The organism is Nocardia sp. CA-119907 (assembly GCF_050955995.1).
Classification (GTDB): domain Bacteria; phylum Actinomycetota; class Actinomycetes; order Mycobacteriales; family Mycobacteriaceae; genus Nocardia.
Genome location: NZ_CP192091.1, coordinates 6,109,473 through 6,126,592, shown reverse-complemented (window position 1 = coordinate 6,126,592; position 17,120 = coordinate 6,109,473). Strand labels below are relative to the sequence as shown.

The 17,120-nt window shown below is 64.1% G+C and carries 12 protein-coding genes; 3 read left to right on the top strand and 9 right to left on the bottom strand.

The window, feature by feature from the left end; translation table 11 throughout:
• Positions 1–100: 100 nt before the first annotated feature.
• Positions 101–1,609 carry a YifB family Mg chelatase-like AAA ATPase gene (locus ACQP2D_RS27020; protein WP_433678721.1) on the bottom strand — a complete coding sequence of 503 codons (1,509 nt, stop codon included), beginning with the start codon at positions 1,607–1,609 and terminating at the stop codon, positions 101–103.
• 340 nt (positions 1,610–1,949) lie between these two features.
• On the opposite strand from ACQP2D_RS27020, the gene ACQP2D_RS27015 reads away from it, so the two are divergent.
• Positions 1,950–2,165, top strand: coding sequence for a hypothetical protein (locus tag ACQP2D_RS27015; protein ID WP_433678720.1), 216 nt, complete (start codon positions 1,950–1,952; stop codon positions 2,163–2,165).
• Positions 2,166–3,575: 1,410 nt separating this feature from the next.
• On the opposite strand, the gene ACQP2D_RS27010 is transcribed toward ACQP2D_RS27015, so the two are convergent.
• From ACQP2D_RS27010 to ACQP2D_RS26990, 5 genes are all read right to left on the bottom strand, one after another.
• A complete protein-coding gene (locus ACQP2D_RS27010) occupies positions 3,576–3,764 on the bottom strand; it encodes a hypothetical protein (RefSeq protein ID WP_433678719.1) in 189 nt (62 codons plus the stop codon).
• A 467-nt stretch (positions 3,765–4,231) separates the two neighbouring features.
• Positions 4,232–4,816, bottom strand: a complete 585-nt coding sequence (locus ACQP2D_RS27005; RefSeq protein ID WP_433678718.1) for a hypothetical protein — start codon at positions 4,814–4,816, stop codon at positions 4,232–4,234.
• A 1-nt stretch (position 4,817) separates the two neighbouring features.
• Positions 4,818–4,988: a hypothetical protein gene (locus tag ACQP2D_RS27000; RefSeq protein ID WP_433678717.1), complete on the bottom strand. Its 171-nt coding sequence runs from the start codon at positions 4,986–4,988 to the stop codon at positions 4,818–4,820.
• Positions 4,988–5,845 (bottom strand): DNA-processing protein DprA, encoded by an 858-nt coding sequence (gene dprA / locus ACQP2D_RS26995; protein WP_433678716.1) that lies wholly within the window; start codon positions 5,843–5,845, stop codon positions 4,988–4,990. The genes ACQP2D_RS27000 and dprA overlap by 1 nt, the downstream gene beginning before the upstream one ends.
• 777 nt (positions 5,846–6,622) lie before the next feature.
• Positions 6,623–7,351: a hypothetical protein gene (locus ACQP2D_RS26990; RefSeq protein WP_433678715.1), complete on the bottom strand. Its 729-nt coding sequence runs from the start codon at positions 7,349–7,351 to the stop codon at positions 6,623–6,625.
• Between the two features lie 1,243 nt (positions 7,352–8,594).
• Here ACQP2D_RS26990 and ACQP2D_RS26985 point away from each other — a divergent pair.
• Positions 8,595–8,771: a hypothetical protein gene (locus tag ACQP2D_RS26985; protein WP_433678714.1), complete on the top strand. Its 177-nt coding sequence runs from the start codon at positions 8,595–8,597 to the stop codon at positions 8,769–8,771.
• Positions 8,772–9,426: 655 nt separating this feature from the next.
• On the opposite strand, the gene ACQP2D_RS26980 is transcribed toward ACQP2D_RS26985, so the two are convergent.
• Both ACQP2D_RS26980 and ACQP2D_RS26975 read right to left on the bottom strand, forming a co-directional pair.
• Positions 9,427–11,217, bottom strand: a complete 1,791-nt coding sequence (locus ACQP2D_RS26980; RefSeq protein WP_433678713.1) for a hypothetical protein — start codon at positions 11,215–11,217, stop codon at positions 9,427–9,429.
• Between the two features lie 32 nt (positions 11,218–11,249).
• Positions 11,250–11,483 (bottom strand): hypothetical protein, encoded by a 234-nt coding sequence (locus ACQP2D_RS26975; RefSeq protein ID WP_433678712.1) that lies wholly within the window; start codon positions 11,481–11,483, stop codon positions 11,250–11,252.
• A 1,205-nt stretch (positions 11,484–12,688) separates the two neighbouring features.
• Between ACQP2D_RS26975 and ACQP2D_RS26970 the strand changes: the two genes are divergently transcribed.
• Positions 12,689–13,012 carry a hypothetical protein gene (locus ACQP2D_RS26970; RefSeq protein ID WP_433678711.1) on the top strand — a complete coding sequence of 108 codons (324 nt, stop codon included), beginning with the start codon at positions 12,689–12,691 and terminating at the stop codon, positions 13,010–13,012.
• 795 nt (positions 13,013–13,807) lie between these two features.
• Here the strand turns inward: ACQP2D_RS26970 and ACQP2D_RS26965 are convergent.
• Positions 13,808–17,077 (bottom strand): protein kinase domain-containing protein, encoded by a 3,270-nt coding sequence (locus ACQP2D_RS26965; protein WP_433678710.1) that lies wholly within the window; start codon positions 17,075–17,077, stop codon positions 13,808–13,810.
• Positions 17,078–17,120 lie beyond the last annotated feature (43 nt).

Sequence of the window (17,120 nt, the reverse complement as noted above, 5' to 3'; positions counted from 1 at the left end):
GGCTCGGTGAGGCCGTATGGGATTGCTCACGCGATTGGCAGATGCCGCTACCGCCAGGGCCGGTGGGCCGCGAACTGATTGCCGGCGTTGCCTGGGCCGGCTAGCGCGTGGCGATATGACGGAAATTTAAGGCCTGTGTGAGGTCCTCGACGGTTGGGCGTTCTCCGCCGCGCAGATCGCAGATGGTCCAGGCCACGCGAATGGTCCGCTCCGCGCCGCGCGGGGAGATCTGGCCCAAGCGCAGCGCCGACTTGATCGGTTCGATGGCTTTTTGTGAGAGCGGAAACTGGCGCAGTGCACGTGTAGGGACTTGCGAATTGGTGGTCGCGCTCTCGTCGTGCCAGCGGCTGGCCGCGGCGACGCGGGCTGCGGCCACGCGCTCGCGCACGACCGCGCTGCTCTCGGCCGCTACATCAGAGAATGAGCTTCTGTCCTGGGGAAACATCCGGACGGACAGGTCGATGCGGTCAGCGACGGGGCCGCGGAGTCTCGCGCGGTGGCGGCGCAGTGTCAGCGGCGAACAGGTGCAGTCGGTGTCGCGGGCTGCGTCACACGGGCAAACACTGCCGGTGAGCACCAGCAGAATCTGCGCGGGGTATCGTATGACGCCGTCACGGCGGGCGATGCGAACCTCGCCGTCCTCCAATGGATTTCGCAATGCTTCCAGGACCGTAGCATTGAATTCTTCGTAGAAATCGAGGTGAAGCACGCCCAAGTGGGCTCGGCTGATCGCGCCGGGGCGCGCGGAGACCCCGCCGCCGATAAGCGCGGCAACCGAGGTGGAGTGGTGCGCTGTGACGTAGAGGGGCTCGGTGATTTGGGCTTTGGTGTCAGGCAGGGTTCCGGCCATCGAGTGGATCGCAGTCACTTGAAGCGACTCCGATTCCGTCAGCGGCGGCAGCAGTCCCGAAAGACGTTGCGCCAACATAACTTTACCCACTCCCTCCGGGCCGCTCAGGCGCAGAGCGTGGCCACCAGCGGCCGCGACTTCCATCGCCCAGCGCGCTTCGTCGTGGCCGGGAACCTCGCTCAGATCGCCGTAGTTGCCGACCGTGTCCGGCGCCGTCTCGGTGGCCGGTTCGAGCAGTACGCCCTCACCGCGTAGCCAGTCGAGAACCGCACGCAGATCACACGCGCCGAAGACATCGACACCGGTCGCGAGACCGGCCTCGGCCAGCGTGGCTTGCGGCACGACGACAGTGGAAAATCCCGCGTCGCGGGCGGCTTGGACCGCGGGCAGGATTCCACGCACCGGCCTGAGTCGGCCGTCGAGAGCGAGTTCACCGAGCAGCACGGTGCTGGCGAGTCGTCGCGAGGGCACCGCGCTTGCTGCGGCGAGGATCGCGGCGGCCAGAGCGAGATCGTGGACGCCGCCGACTTTCGGCGGGGTCGGTGGAGACAGCGCGAGGACGATGCGGCCGTCCGGCCATGCGGCTCCGGCCGTATTGGCGATGGCGGCGCGGACGCGGCCACGGGCTTCGTGTAAGGCGGCATAGGGCCCGGCGGTCGTGTTCACCGAGGACAGACCCTGCCCGATATCGGCTTCGATCTCGACGAGGTGCCCGTCGATCCCGGTCACCGCGATCGAGTATGTGCGGGCCGAAGCCATTACAGCACCCCCACGTGATGATCGGTCGAATGCGTCAGGGCAGTGCTGGTGCGGCCGCAACTTGTTGCCGATAACGGTATTTGACTATCGGCGATGGTGTGGATGTCGCACGCTGGTGCTGTCATGGATAGGTTCCTTGTCTGTGTCGGGAGGGTCCAGGCCGTCTCGGTCGCGTTGAGGACGGGGGCTGGGCGGGCTTATGGCGCTTCGATTCGATAAGAGCCTGGGCCCGTGCCGGTTACGCGAGTTCGATCTCGATGACGGTCGATCCGGCTGATTTGGTGCCGGTTGTCTCGCCATCGAGCAGGTAGCGCTCTTCCGCGTCGCCTCGGGAGTGCGCGTGGAGCTCGAAACGGATGCGCTCGGGGCGCTCGACCACGACGAAGTATCGGTGCTCGGTGTCCAGGTCGGCGTTGTGTCGCAGCGCGGTGCAGTCGGCCAAACCGCACGGGCAGCCTCGGTCTCGGGTTCGGTGTCGGTGGTGGTGTCGTGCGCGGTACACGGCATCGACGCCAAGGGTCGCCTGCTTCGGCGACTATCGGCGGCGCGTGGTTGACCGATCGGTAGATGGCCGCGAATCGGCTTCTGTGCGGCGGCGCAACTCCGATAGTGGCAGGGGGACTTAATCCCGTTCCGCTGCTCAACGAGGATCGAATAGTTGCCGAGCTTTTCACGTAGTTCGGCTTCTCGGCGTTCGGCGGTGGCGAAGCGCTCGGGGAACAACTCCAATGTGCGTAGCCACTGTTTCTTTCCAGCACGCACGCAGACACCGCCGCAGTTGTTGTGGGAGTAGCCGAGTTCGTAGAGCAGTGGCGGTTCGATGCCGTGGACGACGCGGCACTCGTCGAGCATGTCCTGCTTGGTCAGGCACGGTTCCTCGGTCATCGGGAACTCCACTCGCCAGGGCGCCCACCCCTTGACGACGCCGGGTTCACGGCGCCACTCGACCGCGTCGAACCCGACGTATAGGACGGTGTCGGCGGGGTCGCAGTGTTGTTCGAGCCAGCGTCGGCACGGGATCTGTTTGAGCCACTTCGAACACGGTGCCAGCCGAGAATTGCCGATGTAGCGGACGTCGTCGAACACTTGGAACGGATCGCGGCCGTCACAGACCCGTGTCAACGGCACACCGAGGTATTGGACCGCCTCACCCAAGAATCTGTGCAAATCAGGGTCTTCGGCAAGAGTGTCGGCGAAAAGCAACACCATCTCCTGTGGGCCGTAGCGCTGCACGATTCGCACAGCCGAGGCGAAAGATCCGATACCACCGGACATTTGAACAACCCGCTCCACAGGCCACCCACCCCAGGGGGGTGGCCCGCCTGCCCTGGACAGTCCGGGGCTGCGAGATCGTCACGGCCGGTGGGACTGTTCGCTCGTGCTACCGCCTCCTGCCAGATCCGGACGGCTCGATCCTTCAGCTCGATCACGTCCTGGGAGGTCACGTCCATCGACGCGGTTACACAGTCCGTGATCTCTTCGGTGAACGCCCCGGCCGCCTCCAGTTCGGCGACGAGGCGGGCGAATTGGACAAGATTGTTCGTCCACATAGGGACTTCCTCCTGGAATAGGGGTCCAAGGGTCTGCACCAGGTCCCTGTCGGTCGGACGGCGGGCTGCGGCGAACGGGGTTGACTCGCAACGAGGGAGTGACCGGTCGAGGCACGCAGACGGTGACGGCATTGAGAGCGAGACGAGCGTGGTCGGCTCGTCGGTTTCCAGGGGGCAACGGGTGCAGGCCGGTCGCGCGTCGTAGAACTCAGGGCGACTACAAACGCGGCATGTGGCACCGTCTCGCGAGCCGCGTCTGGTGTCGGCGAGCGCGGCAAAGGTGCGTGGGCGCAGCGTGCACTGTGCGGCCGGCGCTCCGTTATGCGTTCTGGGAGACCCGGTTCCAGCCTCAACCGTCGGGATCACGCGGGTCGGGGCGAGGAACAGGTAGGTAGATGGACAGGCCGGACCGCCCTTCAGCCCTCGTGAATGGTTTGAGCGCTGCGCACGAGAGGCCCGTATGCGTCGAGGGCTTCGGCGGTGAACTGGTCGGTGGGCACACCGAACATCGGCTGTCGTGTCTCCCCGATGCGACCGTCGCGGAACAGGAAGTAGGGTCCGCCCGATTCCTGGCTGTAGTAGTCGCCGACGAAAGTGCCGACCATGGCCACCCATCCGCGTGGGCGCCCGGTTGCGACATCACTTCGCTCTGAGAGCATTTCGACCGTCTCACCAGGTGTGAGGGTGCCCTTGAGGATGCGTACTTGGGTGTGGATCTGGGGGATGGGGATTCCTTCCTCGGTGGTCGCGGTTATGACGCCTCGCTGTGGGTGCGAGGAACAGGAGGTGAATGCTCGCGGTGGGTCGGGCCCGGGATCTGGTTTCGATGACAGCCGAGGCTCAGGGTTCGAGGGTCAAAGCCGCGCAGCGTTGCAATGCGGCCCGCTCGGATCGGCGGCCGTCAGTGCCTTCGGTGGAGTCGAATAGCCCGCTCACAAAGGACGAGCCATCGATGCAGCAACACCGCCCTGCATGATCACGCCGTCGCCGTCGCATCGCGCAATTAGGCGTAGTGGTTAGCCGTGTCTGTGCTGCGGGTGCTCTGCCAAGCACGCACAGCACCCGCCGCGTCTCACATCAGCCCGACGAACCCCGCGCCGACGATGCTCGCCTCTTGGATCGCTTCCTTTTCGGCGGTTTCGAGCGCGGCCCGCCAGTCCTCCTCGGCCGGCTCGATCGTGTAGTAGCCGAAGCAGGACTCGACGCGTTCGCCGTTCGGGCTGAGCAGCACCCACCCGAAAACCTCGCCACCGAGCCACGTCCGGCACACCGCCAGGTCGCCTTCGGCGTCGGCGGCCGACTCCGCGAGCATGAGGTAGTGGAACCAATCCGATTGATGCGCAGTGGCGTAGTCGCTGCCGGTGAACAGCTGGAAGCTACTGCCCGTGATCGCACGCCATATGTTGAATCGGCGCTCGATCTGGTCGAGCCGCGACCAGCCCACTTCGTCGAGGAAGTGCAGCAGCGCGTGAGCCTCCAGCGTTGACCTGTCGTCGGCCTTGTCGGCCTCATCCTGGGAAACATCGCCACCGCGGTTCACAACGAGGATTGTGTTGTTGCAGATGCGCGGGCTATCGGCGTCGAGGTCGTACGGGAATTCGACGGTATATGAGCGTCCACCTCCGACATCGACATGTTCGGGTTCGAATCTATGCACGCTATTCACTCCCGCTTGTGGCGTGAGCGATCTCGGCGATCGGCGCGAGGTCTTCGGCCCGCGAATATGGCACCGGCATCGTGAACTGGACAACCCGGTTGAGCACGCGGTGGTTGCCACCTGGGATGTGGCTGGCGAAATTTCCATCGAGGATGTTGATCAGCGACGCCATCAGGGCATCCTTATGTGCGTGTTGCTCGTTACGGCTGCGCTCGCCAGACGTAGCGGGGTGAGTTCGGTGTGGACATCGTCGGTGCATGTGGCGAGCGTTGCTCGGCCGTCGCGGATCATTCGATGGCAGCCCGCGGAGGTCGCGGAGGTGACTGGACCGGGGATTGCGAGAGCTGGACGGCCCAGGCGCCGTGCCCATTGCACCGTGTTGCGGGTGCCGCTTCGTAGACCGGCTTCTGCCACGACGACTCCGTCAGCCAAGGCAGCGAGGATACGGTGTCGGGTAGTGAAGCGCTCCTTTCTCGCCGTGGTGCCGGGTGGGTATTCGCTGACGATGAGCCCTTCCTCGGCTATATGGGCCAGAAGCCGTTCGTGCTGGGAGGGGTAGGGCCGGTCGATGCCGCATGCGAGAACCGCGATGGTCGTGCCTCCGGCAGCGAGGGCGGCGCGGGTAGCGGCGGCGGCGATGCCATACCCAGCATCGGAGAGAATCGTCCAGCCCTGTGTGGCCATCTCGGCGGCGACTTCTCCGGTGACGTTCTCGCCATAGGCGGTGCTGGCGCGCGCGCCGACGATGGCAACCGCTCGTTCGGTCAGCGCAGACAGCGATTGCGAGCCACGCACCCATAACACGAGAGGCCCTGCTGCAGTAGGGTCCTCGTCTGCGTCAAGCTGACTCAGCGCGAGCATCCTCCACGTCGGGAACTCCGGATCCTCAGGTGTGACCACGCGGCCACCGAGACGCTCGATCCGCTCCAGATCCCGTTCGGCGGCGTCGGCGGTGTGTCGATCCGGCGATCGCCTGCGAAGTGGGCGCGGCAGATCGTTGTCGCGGACCGCGCGGGCGGCTTCGAGCACTCCGACCAAGGCGATCAGCTCCGACAGCTCAGCGCATGGCCCCAGGCACAACTGCGACAAATACACCCACGCAAGGCGCCGATCGTCGGCGAGTGGATCCGTTGTCGCTGGATTAGGGGTCGTAGTGTGCAGTTGTGGGGTGTCTGTGGTATTCGGGTTCGGTTGTGGGGCTGCGTGATTGGTGTAGTTCATACGGGTCCGGCCTCGTAGTCGATGGCGAAAGGTGTGGCGGGGCATGCAAAGAAGCCTTGCGGGACGTGGGTGCCCCAGTCGTCGAGGGCCGCGGCCGTTTGTCCCCACAGTGTTGGCCCCGTCGTCATCGAGGCGGCGCCGATGATGATGGGCACTTGCTGGTGGCCACCGAGTTCGGTGGTGGTGATGGTTCGGTAGTAGTAGTCGGTGCGGATCTGGCTGGACGCGACAGCTCGGGGTCGGTCGCGGAGTTTCTGGGGGTGTGCTCATCGGTGATCCTTGTCGGTCGGTCGGTGGGCGGTTGCGGGGTGTGTTGGCCGGGCGTGAGCTCGAGGAGCGACGTGGGCGAGGCATCGTGTGGCGTCGAAGCGAGTGCGGTGGCGGCCTTCGCGGTTGCGCGGAGTGTTAGCCGACACTGAAAGTTCTTTCGTCGCCGGTGGTGTCGGGCATTCAGGATGCAGACGCGGTGCGTTGAGCGTGCTGGCCTCTCGTGCCGCTGCGGGGGAACAGGATCACAGGAAGATCAGGGCGATGACGATCGCCGAACCGATGATCACTATGGCCAGCATGATCGACAAGAACATGTCAAACAACGCCGGGGAGCCCCACACCAGCCTCGCCGGGATATTGCCCTGTCAGTAGGTCGACGATCAACGCGGTGGCGCCACGTTTGGCCTCGGCGATGTTCGGATAGGGGACGGCGTGGATGAGTGCTTTTCCGCTGTAGTCCCCATCGTCGAGCAAAGTCTCGTGGTCGCCGCCGCGGAACACCAACACGGCCACGACATCACGCTCGGCTGTGGTGCGAACGACTGCAGCACTCCAATCCAGCGACTGCAACGTCCACATGGTGATGGTGCCGATCGCCTCGCCCATGTAGCCGTCGGAGTTGTCGGCCCAGCCATGTGAAGATGTGCCGAACAGGATGTGTTCGCAGCCGCGATGCTCTGCACGAGCCTGCGCGCGCTCGCTGCCGTGTATTAACTGCGGGTCGGGCTGATCGCTGAAACGCGACCAGGTGCAGCAACCCGCCTCGAACCCTTCTGCCGTGTCGAAGACGACGACGTCGCCGGAGTACCCGTTTGGGATTTGCCGCCGGATCTGTTGTGTTTCGAGGCCGGAGTCGCCGAGAGCGGCGACGGAGCATGTGCAGATCGCCCATGTCGCGTCGTCGCATTCAGTGGCGGTGGTGCGCACCGCGACACGGATCGTCTGCGGAACTGTTGTGGGTGCTTCGGGTTCGGTGAACACTCGAGAGGCGGGGGCGAAGTACTCGCGGACACGGCGGTCGTGGATGAACCGCTCGCGCAGCACCGTCAGCGCCCGCTGATAGCTTCGTTCGAGTTGGACGCGCCGAAAGCGTGCGCCAGGGCGCTGGTACACCAGAATCGTCGGGGCGCCCACGGTGTAGTTGGTGGTGCCGTCACTGCTGGTGTGGATTGCGGCCAATGTCGCTGTGTAGCAGTTGCTTTCAGCGGTGTGGGTTTCGTAGGTCAGGCGGAGCTCGGCGTGGGGTTGTCGGCCTCCGGGGTCGAGGGGGCCGATCGGCCAGCGGGCGATGAGGGTCCCGGGCTCGGCGGGGACACGGATTGGGTCGGCGGCGGGGCCGGGCAACCTGGGGTCGAGAGCGGATGCTGTGTGAATCATGGAAACGAAATGCTTTCGGCTACTCAATATTTCGGAGAAGAGCCCAAATCTGGGCAGACCGGATGTCGGGATTGACCATAGGGACGTCGGGCCCGGGACGGCGTGGGCGAACCGAGTACAGGTGCGGGCTGTCGCGCGCTTTGCGTCTCGGCCTCGGCGGCTTCGATGCCAGCCCGGCCCCAGTGCCGAATGCCGCGCGCGCCGTGATGCGGCAGCAACCTGACAGCAGTGGCGGTTGGATAGGTCGTGGTGCGCCAGCCGATAGCGGCCGGTTTATCGCTGGCGGTCTTGTTGCCGGTGTTGGTGTGCAACGGGGACGCCCGCGAGCGGTGGGTCAGCGAACACCTGGGGGTGTCGGGCGGCGGGTCGTCGCGGGAACAGTTCTGGACGAGTTCGTCGCGATTGAGATCGTCGACGGCGCATCCGATCCAGTGGGCGGTGAGTCCGGGGGAGGCGACATCGCCGTGGAGCCAGGCGTCGAGGAGACCCTGTCCGTCGTCGAAGCGTGTTCAAACGCTCGGTTTGTCGTGTAGCGGCTGGATGTTCGCGGCGTCGTATTCATTGCCGTGCTGGTCCGGGCACGATGTGAAGTCGATCGGGTAGATGTCGGCGGTCGGTGCCTGCGGCCGGAACCAAGCTCGTACAGATACGCGTCGGGAATCCGATCCAATGGCGCAGATCGGGATCCGTTGCGGACCTATGTGACGCTGACGGTTGGCGAGTCGTGCATGCTTGCGCGGCGCTCATGCGACCGTGGATCTTGTTGTAGGGCAGTGTCTGAGGTGCTCGTGCGAGGCGGCCCAGGAGGTGTTGGCGGCCGCGGTGTGGATCGGACCGAGGTCGTAGGGCCGATCACCGAGAGTGTCGCGTCGTTGACGCGCACGATCTCGTGCCAGGAGTCTCGGCTGATTTGGACGAAGTCCCCGATGTCGAAATCGTCGGGGCCCCAGACCTTCGCGCCCGATTCCTCGATGATCCAGTGCCAGTAGTCGATCTCCTCGACACGTTCGAATATGTCGGCGGCATAGACCAAGAGGGCGTGTTCGGAGCAGTGTTGGCTGCTGAGCAATCGGTTGATATCGCGTAGCTGTTTTCCAGGCCCTGGATGCGGCGCAGCGTGGTGCCGGTGGATTCCTTGGCTGCCCGGAATCGGGACGCGGCCTCGGATCGGGCGAATCGGTATTTGGCTTCGTCATAGAGGGCCACGCCTTGCCTTCGCGCGTCCATAGCCGTTCGAGTAGGCGTCGATGCCGGGTGGCCGAATAGTGATCGATCGCGCAGCAGGTCGGGAGCCGGATAGTTCGGCATGTCTGTGACAAACTCGCCGAAGTCGGCGGTCCGATCTGTGTCGCCCGCGAAGTTCCAGCCGGGCGCCACAGCCGGTGTATGGAGAATCCGGCCACCCTCGGTGAGTTCTACCGGCTCAAGATGAGCGTGCCGTACTCCGCCGTAGCTGGTGAACAACACGACCACCGGCGGTGCGTCCTCCAGTACGGGCGCCACGTCCCAACCCATAACGGGCACGACGGTGTTGCGAACCACATCAGGATCAACCTCGTTCAGGATGCCGACACAGTGACCCGCGGGTTCGTTCGAGATGAGGTGGCGGGGGCCGAAGACGGCCTTGGCCTCCGAAGGCGAAAGACTGTGGGGGCCAGCCCCTTAAGATCATTGGTGGCGCTCGATTCTCCGCCTCCCTCCGGTTCGAATACGCTACCCTCCCCAGTCGGTGTTGCGGGGAATCAAAGGTCTTGCCCTCGTTCGGGTCCGGGAGTCGCTGGGCCGTCGGTTTGCGGTGATCGTGTGCTGTCGGTGGTCCATGGGCGGTCGAAGGCCGAGGGCAGGACCGCCTCGATTGTTGTCGCGAAGTCGTTCGATGTGCCGAAGGCGTAGTACGTGTCGATGAAGCGTCGTCGGGGATGGTCGCCCTCTGCGGACGTGGTGGGGTCGGTGTGCGGGAGCAAACCGTCCTGGACGATGGCGGCGATCCGGGCGGCTGCCCCACTGGGTGCTGGTTGGGCATGGAAATGGATCGCCTCGATCGGTGCGGACCTGAGAAGTCGATCTTCTCCATTCACGATTTGAAAGACTTCCAACGCGCCGCGGGGCACATGTCGTTTCCAGGCGTCGTTTCCTTCCTCGAACAACGCTCGCAGCTCGCCGTCGAGGTCGATCGAGGAGTCGGCTGAGTAGATAATGCGGTGCAGGATCTGCGAATAGTGTTGGTGTTGGCTTGTTGTGGGCTCGACGTCGGCTCCTCCGTCGGGAAGCATGGCGTCGTACTCGCCTACCTTGAAGAGTTCGTTGAACACGGTCGGGTCCAGTTCGGGCCGCCCGATTGGTATCACGGTGACTCGATGGTGAAGATCAGCACCGATGAGTGCCGCGTTCCACATCGCGATTACCTCATGAGCGGTCATCGGGTTGAGTTGTGGGGCCGATGCGCGGTTGCGTTCGCGGTAGAAATGTGCATGTTCTGGCGGCGGCTGCACGGACTGATCTGGCTGGTGGGCGGGGTCCAGCACGCCGATGACCACACGCGGGTGATGCTGGAGCATGTGCACGACAGCGTCTAGGTGCCATGTGGTGACCAGCTGGTAGCGACCCCAGGTCACCGCTGGTAAGGCCGAGCGCTGATCACGGGCTGGAGCGAATATTCGCGGCTCAGCTAGTTCGCGCGTGTGGTTCAGCACTGGGAGCAGCGCAGTGTCGAGCCGAAACTTCAGGCTCGCGGCGAGGGTGAGCCAGTCCTGGGTCTGGACCATGTTCCAGTTCAGATCGCGCGTTTTCGCTATCACCTCAGCCACTGACATCATCTGCGCGCCCCGGATCTGGGGTGGGCCTGGCAGCTGATCGTGGATCCAGTCGCCGGTTTGGCCGCGGTGGCGGCGAACGACTAGATCGTGGTCGAATCCGGTGTAGACCGTGACGATTCCGACGCCCGATTCGGTTTCGGCGAAGCGGGCGATGTCGAGGATGTGGGTCTGCAGGGGGGCGGTAGGTTCGTCACTGCGGTAGCTGCTGTGCCCGAGCTGTTCGTAGGTGCGTTGGTGGCTTTCGAGCCTGAGCAGATCGATCTCGGCATCCGAGGTCGCGGGGAAGGCGAATTCGACCTCATACGGTGCGGTTTCGGGCGGGGCGGTGGCGAGCCGATCCACGATATCGGCGGCCGTTTGTCGGCTGGAGACGCCGTGGATGATCATGCTCGCACCAATGCCGTGCAGGTATTCCACGGCCATGTTCTGCCAGCGGTGAGCCTCGAAGTCGACCTGGTTCCGGTTGGCTTCTTCCCAGCCAGGCCCGTATAGCAGAGCCAGGTAATCGGGATAGAAGCCGCGAAAGTCCTCGACACTGATCACGACTGGGCGAGCATCCACGGCGGCATCGGCCAGCGATCGCGCGAAGGTTGTGACATCGGCGCCGGGGTGGCCGATGAGGACAGTGGCGCGGGGACTGTGCTCAGGGAACGCCCCGGACAGCAGACAGCGGATGATGTGCTCGGTGAAAATCTGCTCGGCCACCTCCAAAGGCATCGGAGATGACGGTGCAGGCGCCGAGCTGGACATCAGCGCAAGCCTGTGAGTTCCCTGTAGACCGCACTGTCGTGCGTCAGCACCACGTCGATCGCTTCACGGTCAGTCGGTTTCAGGTCGGCCAATCGTTGTGTGTAGTCCTCGAGGCGAGAACTCCACTCGGGATCGTTGGCTGCTTTACCGCTTGCGTGGGCGGTGAGGTGGGTCAAGATCTTCTTGGCGAGTGCATAGTCAGCCTTGTCGCCCAGTGGGATGGCGTAACCCATCTCCCCTCCTGAAATCCGCGCCCGCACATGCTCTGTCGGACATATAGACGAGGTTACGCGGCTGCGGGAACCAGGGTCCCGCGTGCCGCGTCCAACACTGTATGAGTCAACATCCGCAAGATCCAGAATTCGAGCTGGCGTCGTTCTGTCTCGATGGATATACCGCCGAGGGGCGCTTAAGCGCCGCGGGGAAGTGGCGCGAATGGCGGGAAGGTGTGTACTTCGCCAATTGTCCACGGCCTGAACGCTTGACCGACTCAGAGAGAGACCGGCTGAATGGTGCTGAGTGACCCCGCATGGAGTCCGTGGTATCGGGAGTTCGTTGCGGGTGCCCGTGCTGGGTGGATGGTGATCGGTGGGATGCGGCGATAGTGCTCGGGTGCGTCCGGCCGGTACCACCGGCTGTTGTCTTTGTTGCCGTCGTCGATTGCGGCAACAAACACAGTTAGCCGTCGAGCGCAGCAGCTGCTGAGGGAGACAAAGTCTGGGACGCGCTGCCGACTGGCTTCGGCCGTTGCGTTCCGTGAAACTGCCTGCAACGCAACGGCACTCGTGATGTGGAGGCGGCTCTACATGATTTGACTTCGCAAAGCTCACGTGCGCTCAAGCGGTGGGCTACCCTTACCGCCGCCGATTCGACCGCGCCCTCGATACCGCTGATCCGAACGCCACCAATGACGGCACTCCGAACATGACGAAGAGCATCGTCACACCCACTATCGTGCCACGGTTACTGGATCGCTGATGAGCCATTTCGGCCAACGGGAGCGCAGCGATCAGCAACGAGGACAGCAAAAGCACCAGGAAGGTCAGGCCCCAAGCCAGAGGTGCCACCGTTGACTGGCGAGCAGGAACAGGCACCGGGGCGAGCATCTCGCTCATCACGTATGCAGACTGGGGACTTCGACTCGGACTGGGCGAAACGGGTGAAGTCAACTTGTAATTCCTATCTGAAAGAAGGGATCTCATGCTTACGCCGACGAGGTCGGAATTCGGCTATACCCACAATACGATGCGGAGGGGCACCGACAAGGTCTCCAGCACAACGGCCAAACAGTGTCGGCGGCTGAGTTCGCTCCAGTGAAAGCGAGAGCGCAGGTTCGGTCCACGCCGTTTGAGCGATCCGTTCACCAGTCAGTCTCGCGCAGTCCGGGTTTCGTTGACGGTTACGGTGATTAGGTTGCGCGGCAATCAGTTTGCCGTGGATGGCTGAGCCGCAGCATCGCAGCGGCGATATGTACGCCGCGGCGTTTCGTCATGCCGAGGTATTGACGTTCGGTCTCGAGGCGTTGTCGGAGCGAGATCAGGTCAGGTTGCGCGGTACGTATTTCTTCCTGCGGGGTCGGGTGATCGAGCACGACCCGCGTCGCCCGGAGCTACCGCGTCTTCGTGTTCCGGCGGGCTGGCGATATCTTCCCCAGGGCGCCGAGGATGGGCAAATACTGATACGAGTCAATCCAAACATCCGGTTGACCACGGTAGCGGGACCGCTGTGGGTTCTGCCGATTGATTCAAGCCGCCGCTACTGAACAACGCCGCCGCTGGGGCACCGGCTTGTTCTCGATGGCCGCTCTGCTCGGCGCGCATACTTCCGATCGCTGTCGCCGTTCGGCGAAGAACTATCGGCGGCCGTTGTGATCGAATGCCGTCCGCGCCGGGATTTCTGGGCCAGCGGTGCTCTGGCACGGCCTGTGGGTGTTTGGTGCAGCTGGTTAGCTAATCGATAGCTCCGTCTCGGTTCGCCGCGGTCAGGCTTGATTGTCTTGCGTCAACCTCTTGGCAGGATCTGGCTGGGCACGTGGTTGTTGCCACGGTTGGCGAGGTCATCCGAAGCGCGCGGTAATGGCCGATTATCGATTAGGTACGACGGGCGTCTGGGCTCCGCCTGAGGAATGTGCGCGCGGGTTCTGTTGTGACACGCCGTGTTCGACACGTCACACCTAGAGTGAGTGTGTCGATAGGTTCATGTCCTGGTCGTACAGATGTAAGGGGGTTCGGGGTGGCGCAGGTAGTGCTGGTGCACGGTATCGGAGCACAGGTATCCGGTCCCGAGGTGATGCTGAATGAATGGCTACGAGCGCTGAACAGTGGCTTAGCTCTAGCAGGCGCGACATCGTTGACCAACGGCGACGTTGCGGCGGGGTTTTACGGCGACTTGTACCGGCCGCCGGGCCAGTACTTGTCCGGAGCCGAGCCGTGGTACCAGCCTGGTGACGTCCAACCGGGGTGGGAGCAGGAGTTGCTGGTGCAGTGGTGGCAGGCGATCGCGGTCGGCGGGGGGTCCTACCCCAGGTGGCGACGCTACCCTTGAAGAACACACAGCATCAGGTGAGCTTGTCGGGGGAATGTTCTACGCCCCATACCGCGATCTGTGCCCGCCGGGTGAATCCCAATTTAGTGAGGATGTGCTCCACATGTCCCTGCGCCGTGCGCTGCGAAACTACCAGCCGGGCAGCGATTTCCTTGTTGGTCAATCCCTCTACGATCAGGTCGACGACTTCGCGCTCACGCTTGGTCAAAATCGCAGGTCCACGATCGGCTGATGCCACGGATTGATCCTGCTCACCCAGAGCGAAGCCGACTGCCGCTTGGAAACTCATCCCGCTACCCTCACGGTAGGCCGACTCGTAACCTCCCTTGCCGAGTACGTCGCGGATGCGGCGCTCACATTCCTCATGGTAGACAAGCAGGTGTGGAAAGATGATGCTGGAACCCACCGCATGACCGACCTCGTGCGCGGCGCCCAGCAGCACGGCCGCGCGACGGGCGTCGCGGTTCTCGGCCGCGCTCCAGGCCAGAATTTCCAAACTGACCGCAGCGAGCGGATCAACCACCCGGCGCGACAACCGGATAGCCTCCTCCACCAGCTGCGCCGCCCGCTCGCGCTCACCTTGCCGCCACGCGGCAAATGCCATGGGCCGCAGTGCCATCGACCGGAACACGATCTCATCATGAGAATTCCCAGTAGCCAGTACTTCCTCGAGGCAGCCGATGGCGCCTGGCATATCGCCCTGTAGCGCGTAGAGCCAGCCGAGTGCGACCAGTACCCTCAAGCGAAGTAAGATTCGACTCTCGGGGGCTGCTTCGAGGGCATCGTTCAACCGGGTTTCCGCGCGAGCCGTTTCACCATTGCTGAGAGCGGCGTACCCGTCAGCGTAGGCGAGCAGGGCATCAATGGTGTGGTCGGCCGTCTGCTCGGCAAGGGTGCGAAGCTCGGTTATGCGGCTGGTTGCGGCCTGAAGGTCACCCAGATGCGCGGCGAACACACTGCTGGTGTTGAGGGCTTTGGCTCGGTCCGCCGCAGGCGCATCGGGCGTACAAGCCAGCGTGCGGTCGCACCAGTGGCGCGCCTCGCTGAACCGCCCGCTCGAGGCCCAGAAACTATGCAGAGCGGCGGCAGTCCGTAGCCCGGCTCGGTCCGGCTCGGAGATACTGAACTCCAGTGCCTTGCGCAGGTTCGGGAGCTCGCGGGTGATCCGGGCAATCCATTCCAGCTGGCGGGGGCTGACCCAGTCCGCTTCCGCGTTCAGGGCCAGCCGCTCGTACCAGTCGCGGTGGTGGCGGCGCAGTCGCGCGTCCTGGCCCGCCTCGGTGAGCTTGTATAGACCATATTCCTGCACGGTCTCGAGCATCCGGAACCGGACCGCGTGTTCGGCTTCCTCGCGGATCAGGATGGACTTGTCGACCAGCGCGGTGAGCGTATCCAGGAACGAGCCGGGCAGGTCAGTGCCGCAGATGTCCTCGGCGGCGTCGAGTTCGAAACTACCGGCGAATACCGACAACCGTTCCCACAGCCGCTGCTCGGCTGGTGCGCACAGGTCATAGCTCCAGCCGATACACCACGCCAGTGTTTGCTGCCGAGTCGGGGCGCCCCGGCAGCCGCGGGTCAACAAGGTGAACCGGTCGGTCAGCCGTGCCTGGATCTGCTCGGTGGACATCGTGCGCAGTCGCGCGGCCGCGAGTTCGATCGCCAGCGGCAACCCGTCCAACCGTGCACAGATCCCGGCCACACTGTCGCGGTTAGCCTCATCCAACTGGAAGCCCGGTACCGCCTCGGCGGCGCGCTCGGCGAACAGCGTCACCGCGTCGTAGCCAGCCGCACCCCGTAACGAGATCCGCGATCGCACATCCGGGAACCGAAGCGGTGGCACCGACAGCACCGATTCTCCGCCGACACCCAACGCCTCGCGGCTGGTCGCCAGAATCCGCAGCCGTGGGCACGCCCGCCGCAGCGACTCGACCAACTCCGCGACCGCATCGATCACCTGCTCGCAATTATCGAGCACCACCAGAACCTCACGTGTGGACAGGTACTCCACCAGCACCTCGAGCAGCGGGCGATCCATCTGCGCGCGCACACCGAAGGTCGCGGCCACCACATCGGTTACCAGCGACGGATCACGCAACTCGACCAACTCGACCAGCCAAACGCCGCCCACAAAACCCCGCCGCACCTTGTGGGCAACCCGCAACGCCAGCCGTGATTTGCCGACCCCGCCGATTCCGGTCAGCGTCACCAGCGGAGACCCCGACAGCAGGTTCTTCACCTCTGCCACCTGGGTCCGCCGGTCTACAAAACTGGTCAGCTCAAGCGGCAGGTTCCCTGTAACCTCGCGCAGCCCCACGCTGCCCCCGCCTGGCAAGCTGGTCGAGTATGGGGGCACCGGGCTCCCTAGCGCAGCCGGCTCGCCGCCCGGTTCGGTCCGCAACGCCATCTGGTCGACGACGAAACCGTGAGCGCTCTGAACCCGCTGTAACTGCTGACCGAACGCCGCGGCCGTGGGGCGGTCCTGCGCCTTGCGATGCATCGCGGCCTCGATGACCGCGCACACATCGTTGGGGATTCCACGTTCGCGCAAGTCGGGCACCGCCTCGGTCGTGATCCGCAGAAACTGTGCCACCACCTGCTCACCACTGCGACGCTCAAACGCCGCATGACCGGTGACCGCACAAAACAACGTGGCACCCAGTCCATACACATCCGACGCACGACTCGGAGCGTCCCCGCCGAGGACCTCCAAAGCGGTGAACGCCGGCGAACCGGTGACCGTCCCGGTCACTGTCCGAAATCCCCCGGCTAGACGAGCGATACCAAAATCGGTCAAGGCCGGCTCGCCATAGTCGGTAAGCAGAATGTTTCCCGGCTTGACATCCCGATGCAGAATCTCCGCGCGATGGGCCGTCTCCAGCGCACCGGCCATTTTCACCCCCAGCCGGAGCACTTCCTCCACCGACAACGCGCCATCGCGGCGGATCCGCGCGTCCAACGAACCCCGCGGATAGTACGGCATCATCAAATATGGCCGACCGGATTCGGTTTCGCCGACCTCAAGCACCCCGACAATATTCGGGTGACCGGTCAGCCGACCCATCGCCCGCTGCTCGCGAAAGAAACGCTCCCGATTCTCATCGAGCTCGCAGGTCAGGACCTTCACCGCCACCGTGCGATCCAGAGCAGACTGAGTACAGCGGTACACGGCACCGAAACCGCCCCGCCCGATCTCCTCGGCGTCCTCCAACCCGAAAGCACGCAACTCCGCGACCACATCAGTGCCGAGATCACGTTGCGTCTTGAAGGAATCAGAATCCACCATCGGGCACTCTCAATACGCCGCTCTATCGCATCGATAGAATACC

Bases quoted from the DNA above. Each gene is read 5' to 3' on its own strand.
- ACQP2D_RS27020 (WP_433678721.1), bottom strand. From the start codon at position 1,609: ATGGCTTCGGCCCGCACATACTCGATCGCGGTGACCGGGATCGACGGG.
- ACQP2D_RS27010 (WP_433678719.1), bottom strand. From the start codon at position 3,764: ATGGTCGGCACTTTCGTCGGCGACTACTACAGCCAGGAATCGGGCGGA.
- ACQP2D_RS27000 (WP_433678717.1), bottom strand. From the start codon at position 4,988: ATGGCGTCGCTGATCAACATCCTCGATGGAAATTTCGCCAGCCACATC.
- ACQP2D_RS26980 (WP_433678713.1), bottom strand. From the start codon at position 11,217: ATGCCTTTGGAGGTGGCCGAGCAGATTTTCACCGAGCACATCATCCGC.
- ACQP2D_RS26975 (WP_433678712.1), bottom strand. From the start codon at position 11,483: ATGGGTTACGCCATCCCACTGGGCGACAAGGCTGACTATGCACTCGCC.
- ACQP2D_RS26970 (WP_433678711.1), top strand. From the start codon at position 12,689: ATGGCTGAGCCGCAGCATCGCAGCGGCGATATGTACGCCGCGGCGTTT.
- ACQP2D_RS26965 (WP_433678710.1), bottom strand. From the start codon at position 17,077: ATGGTGGATTCTGATTCCTTCAAGACGCAACGTGATCTCGGCACTGAT.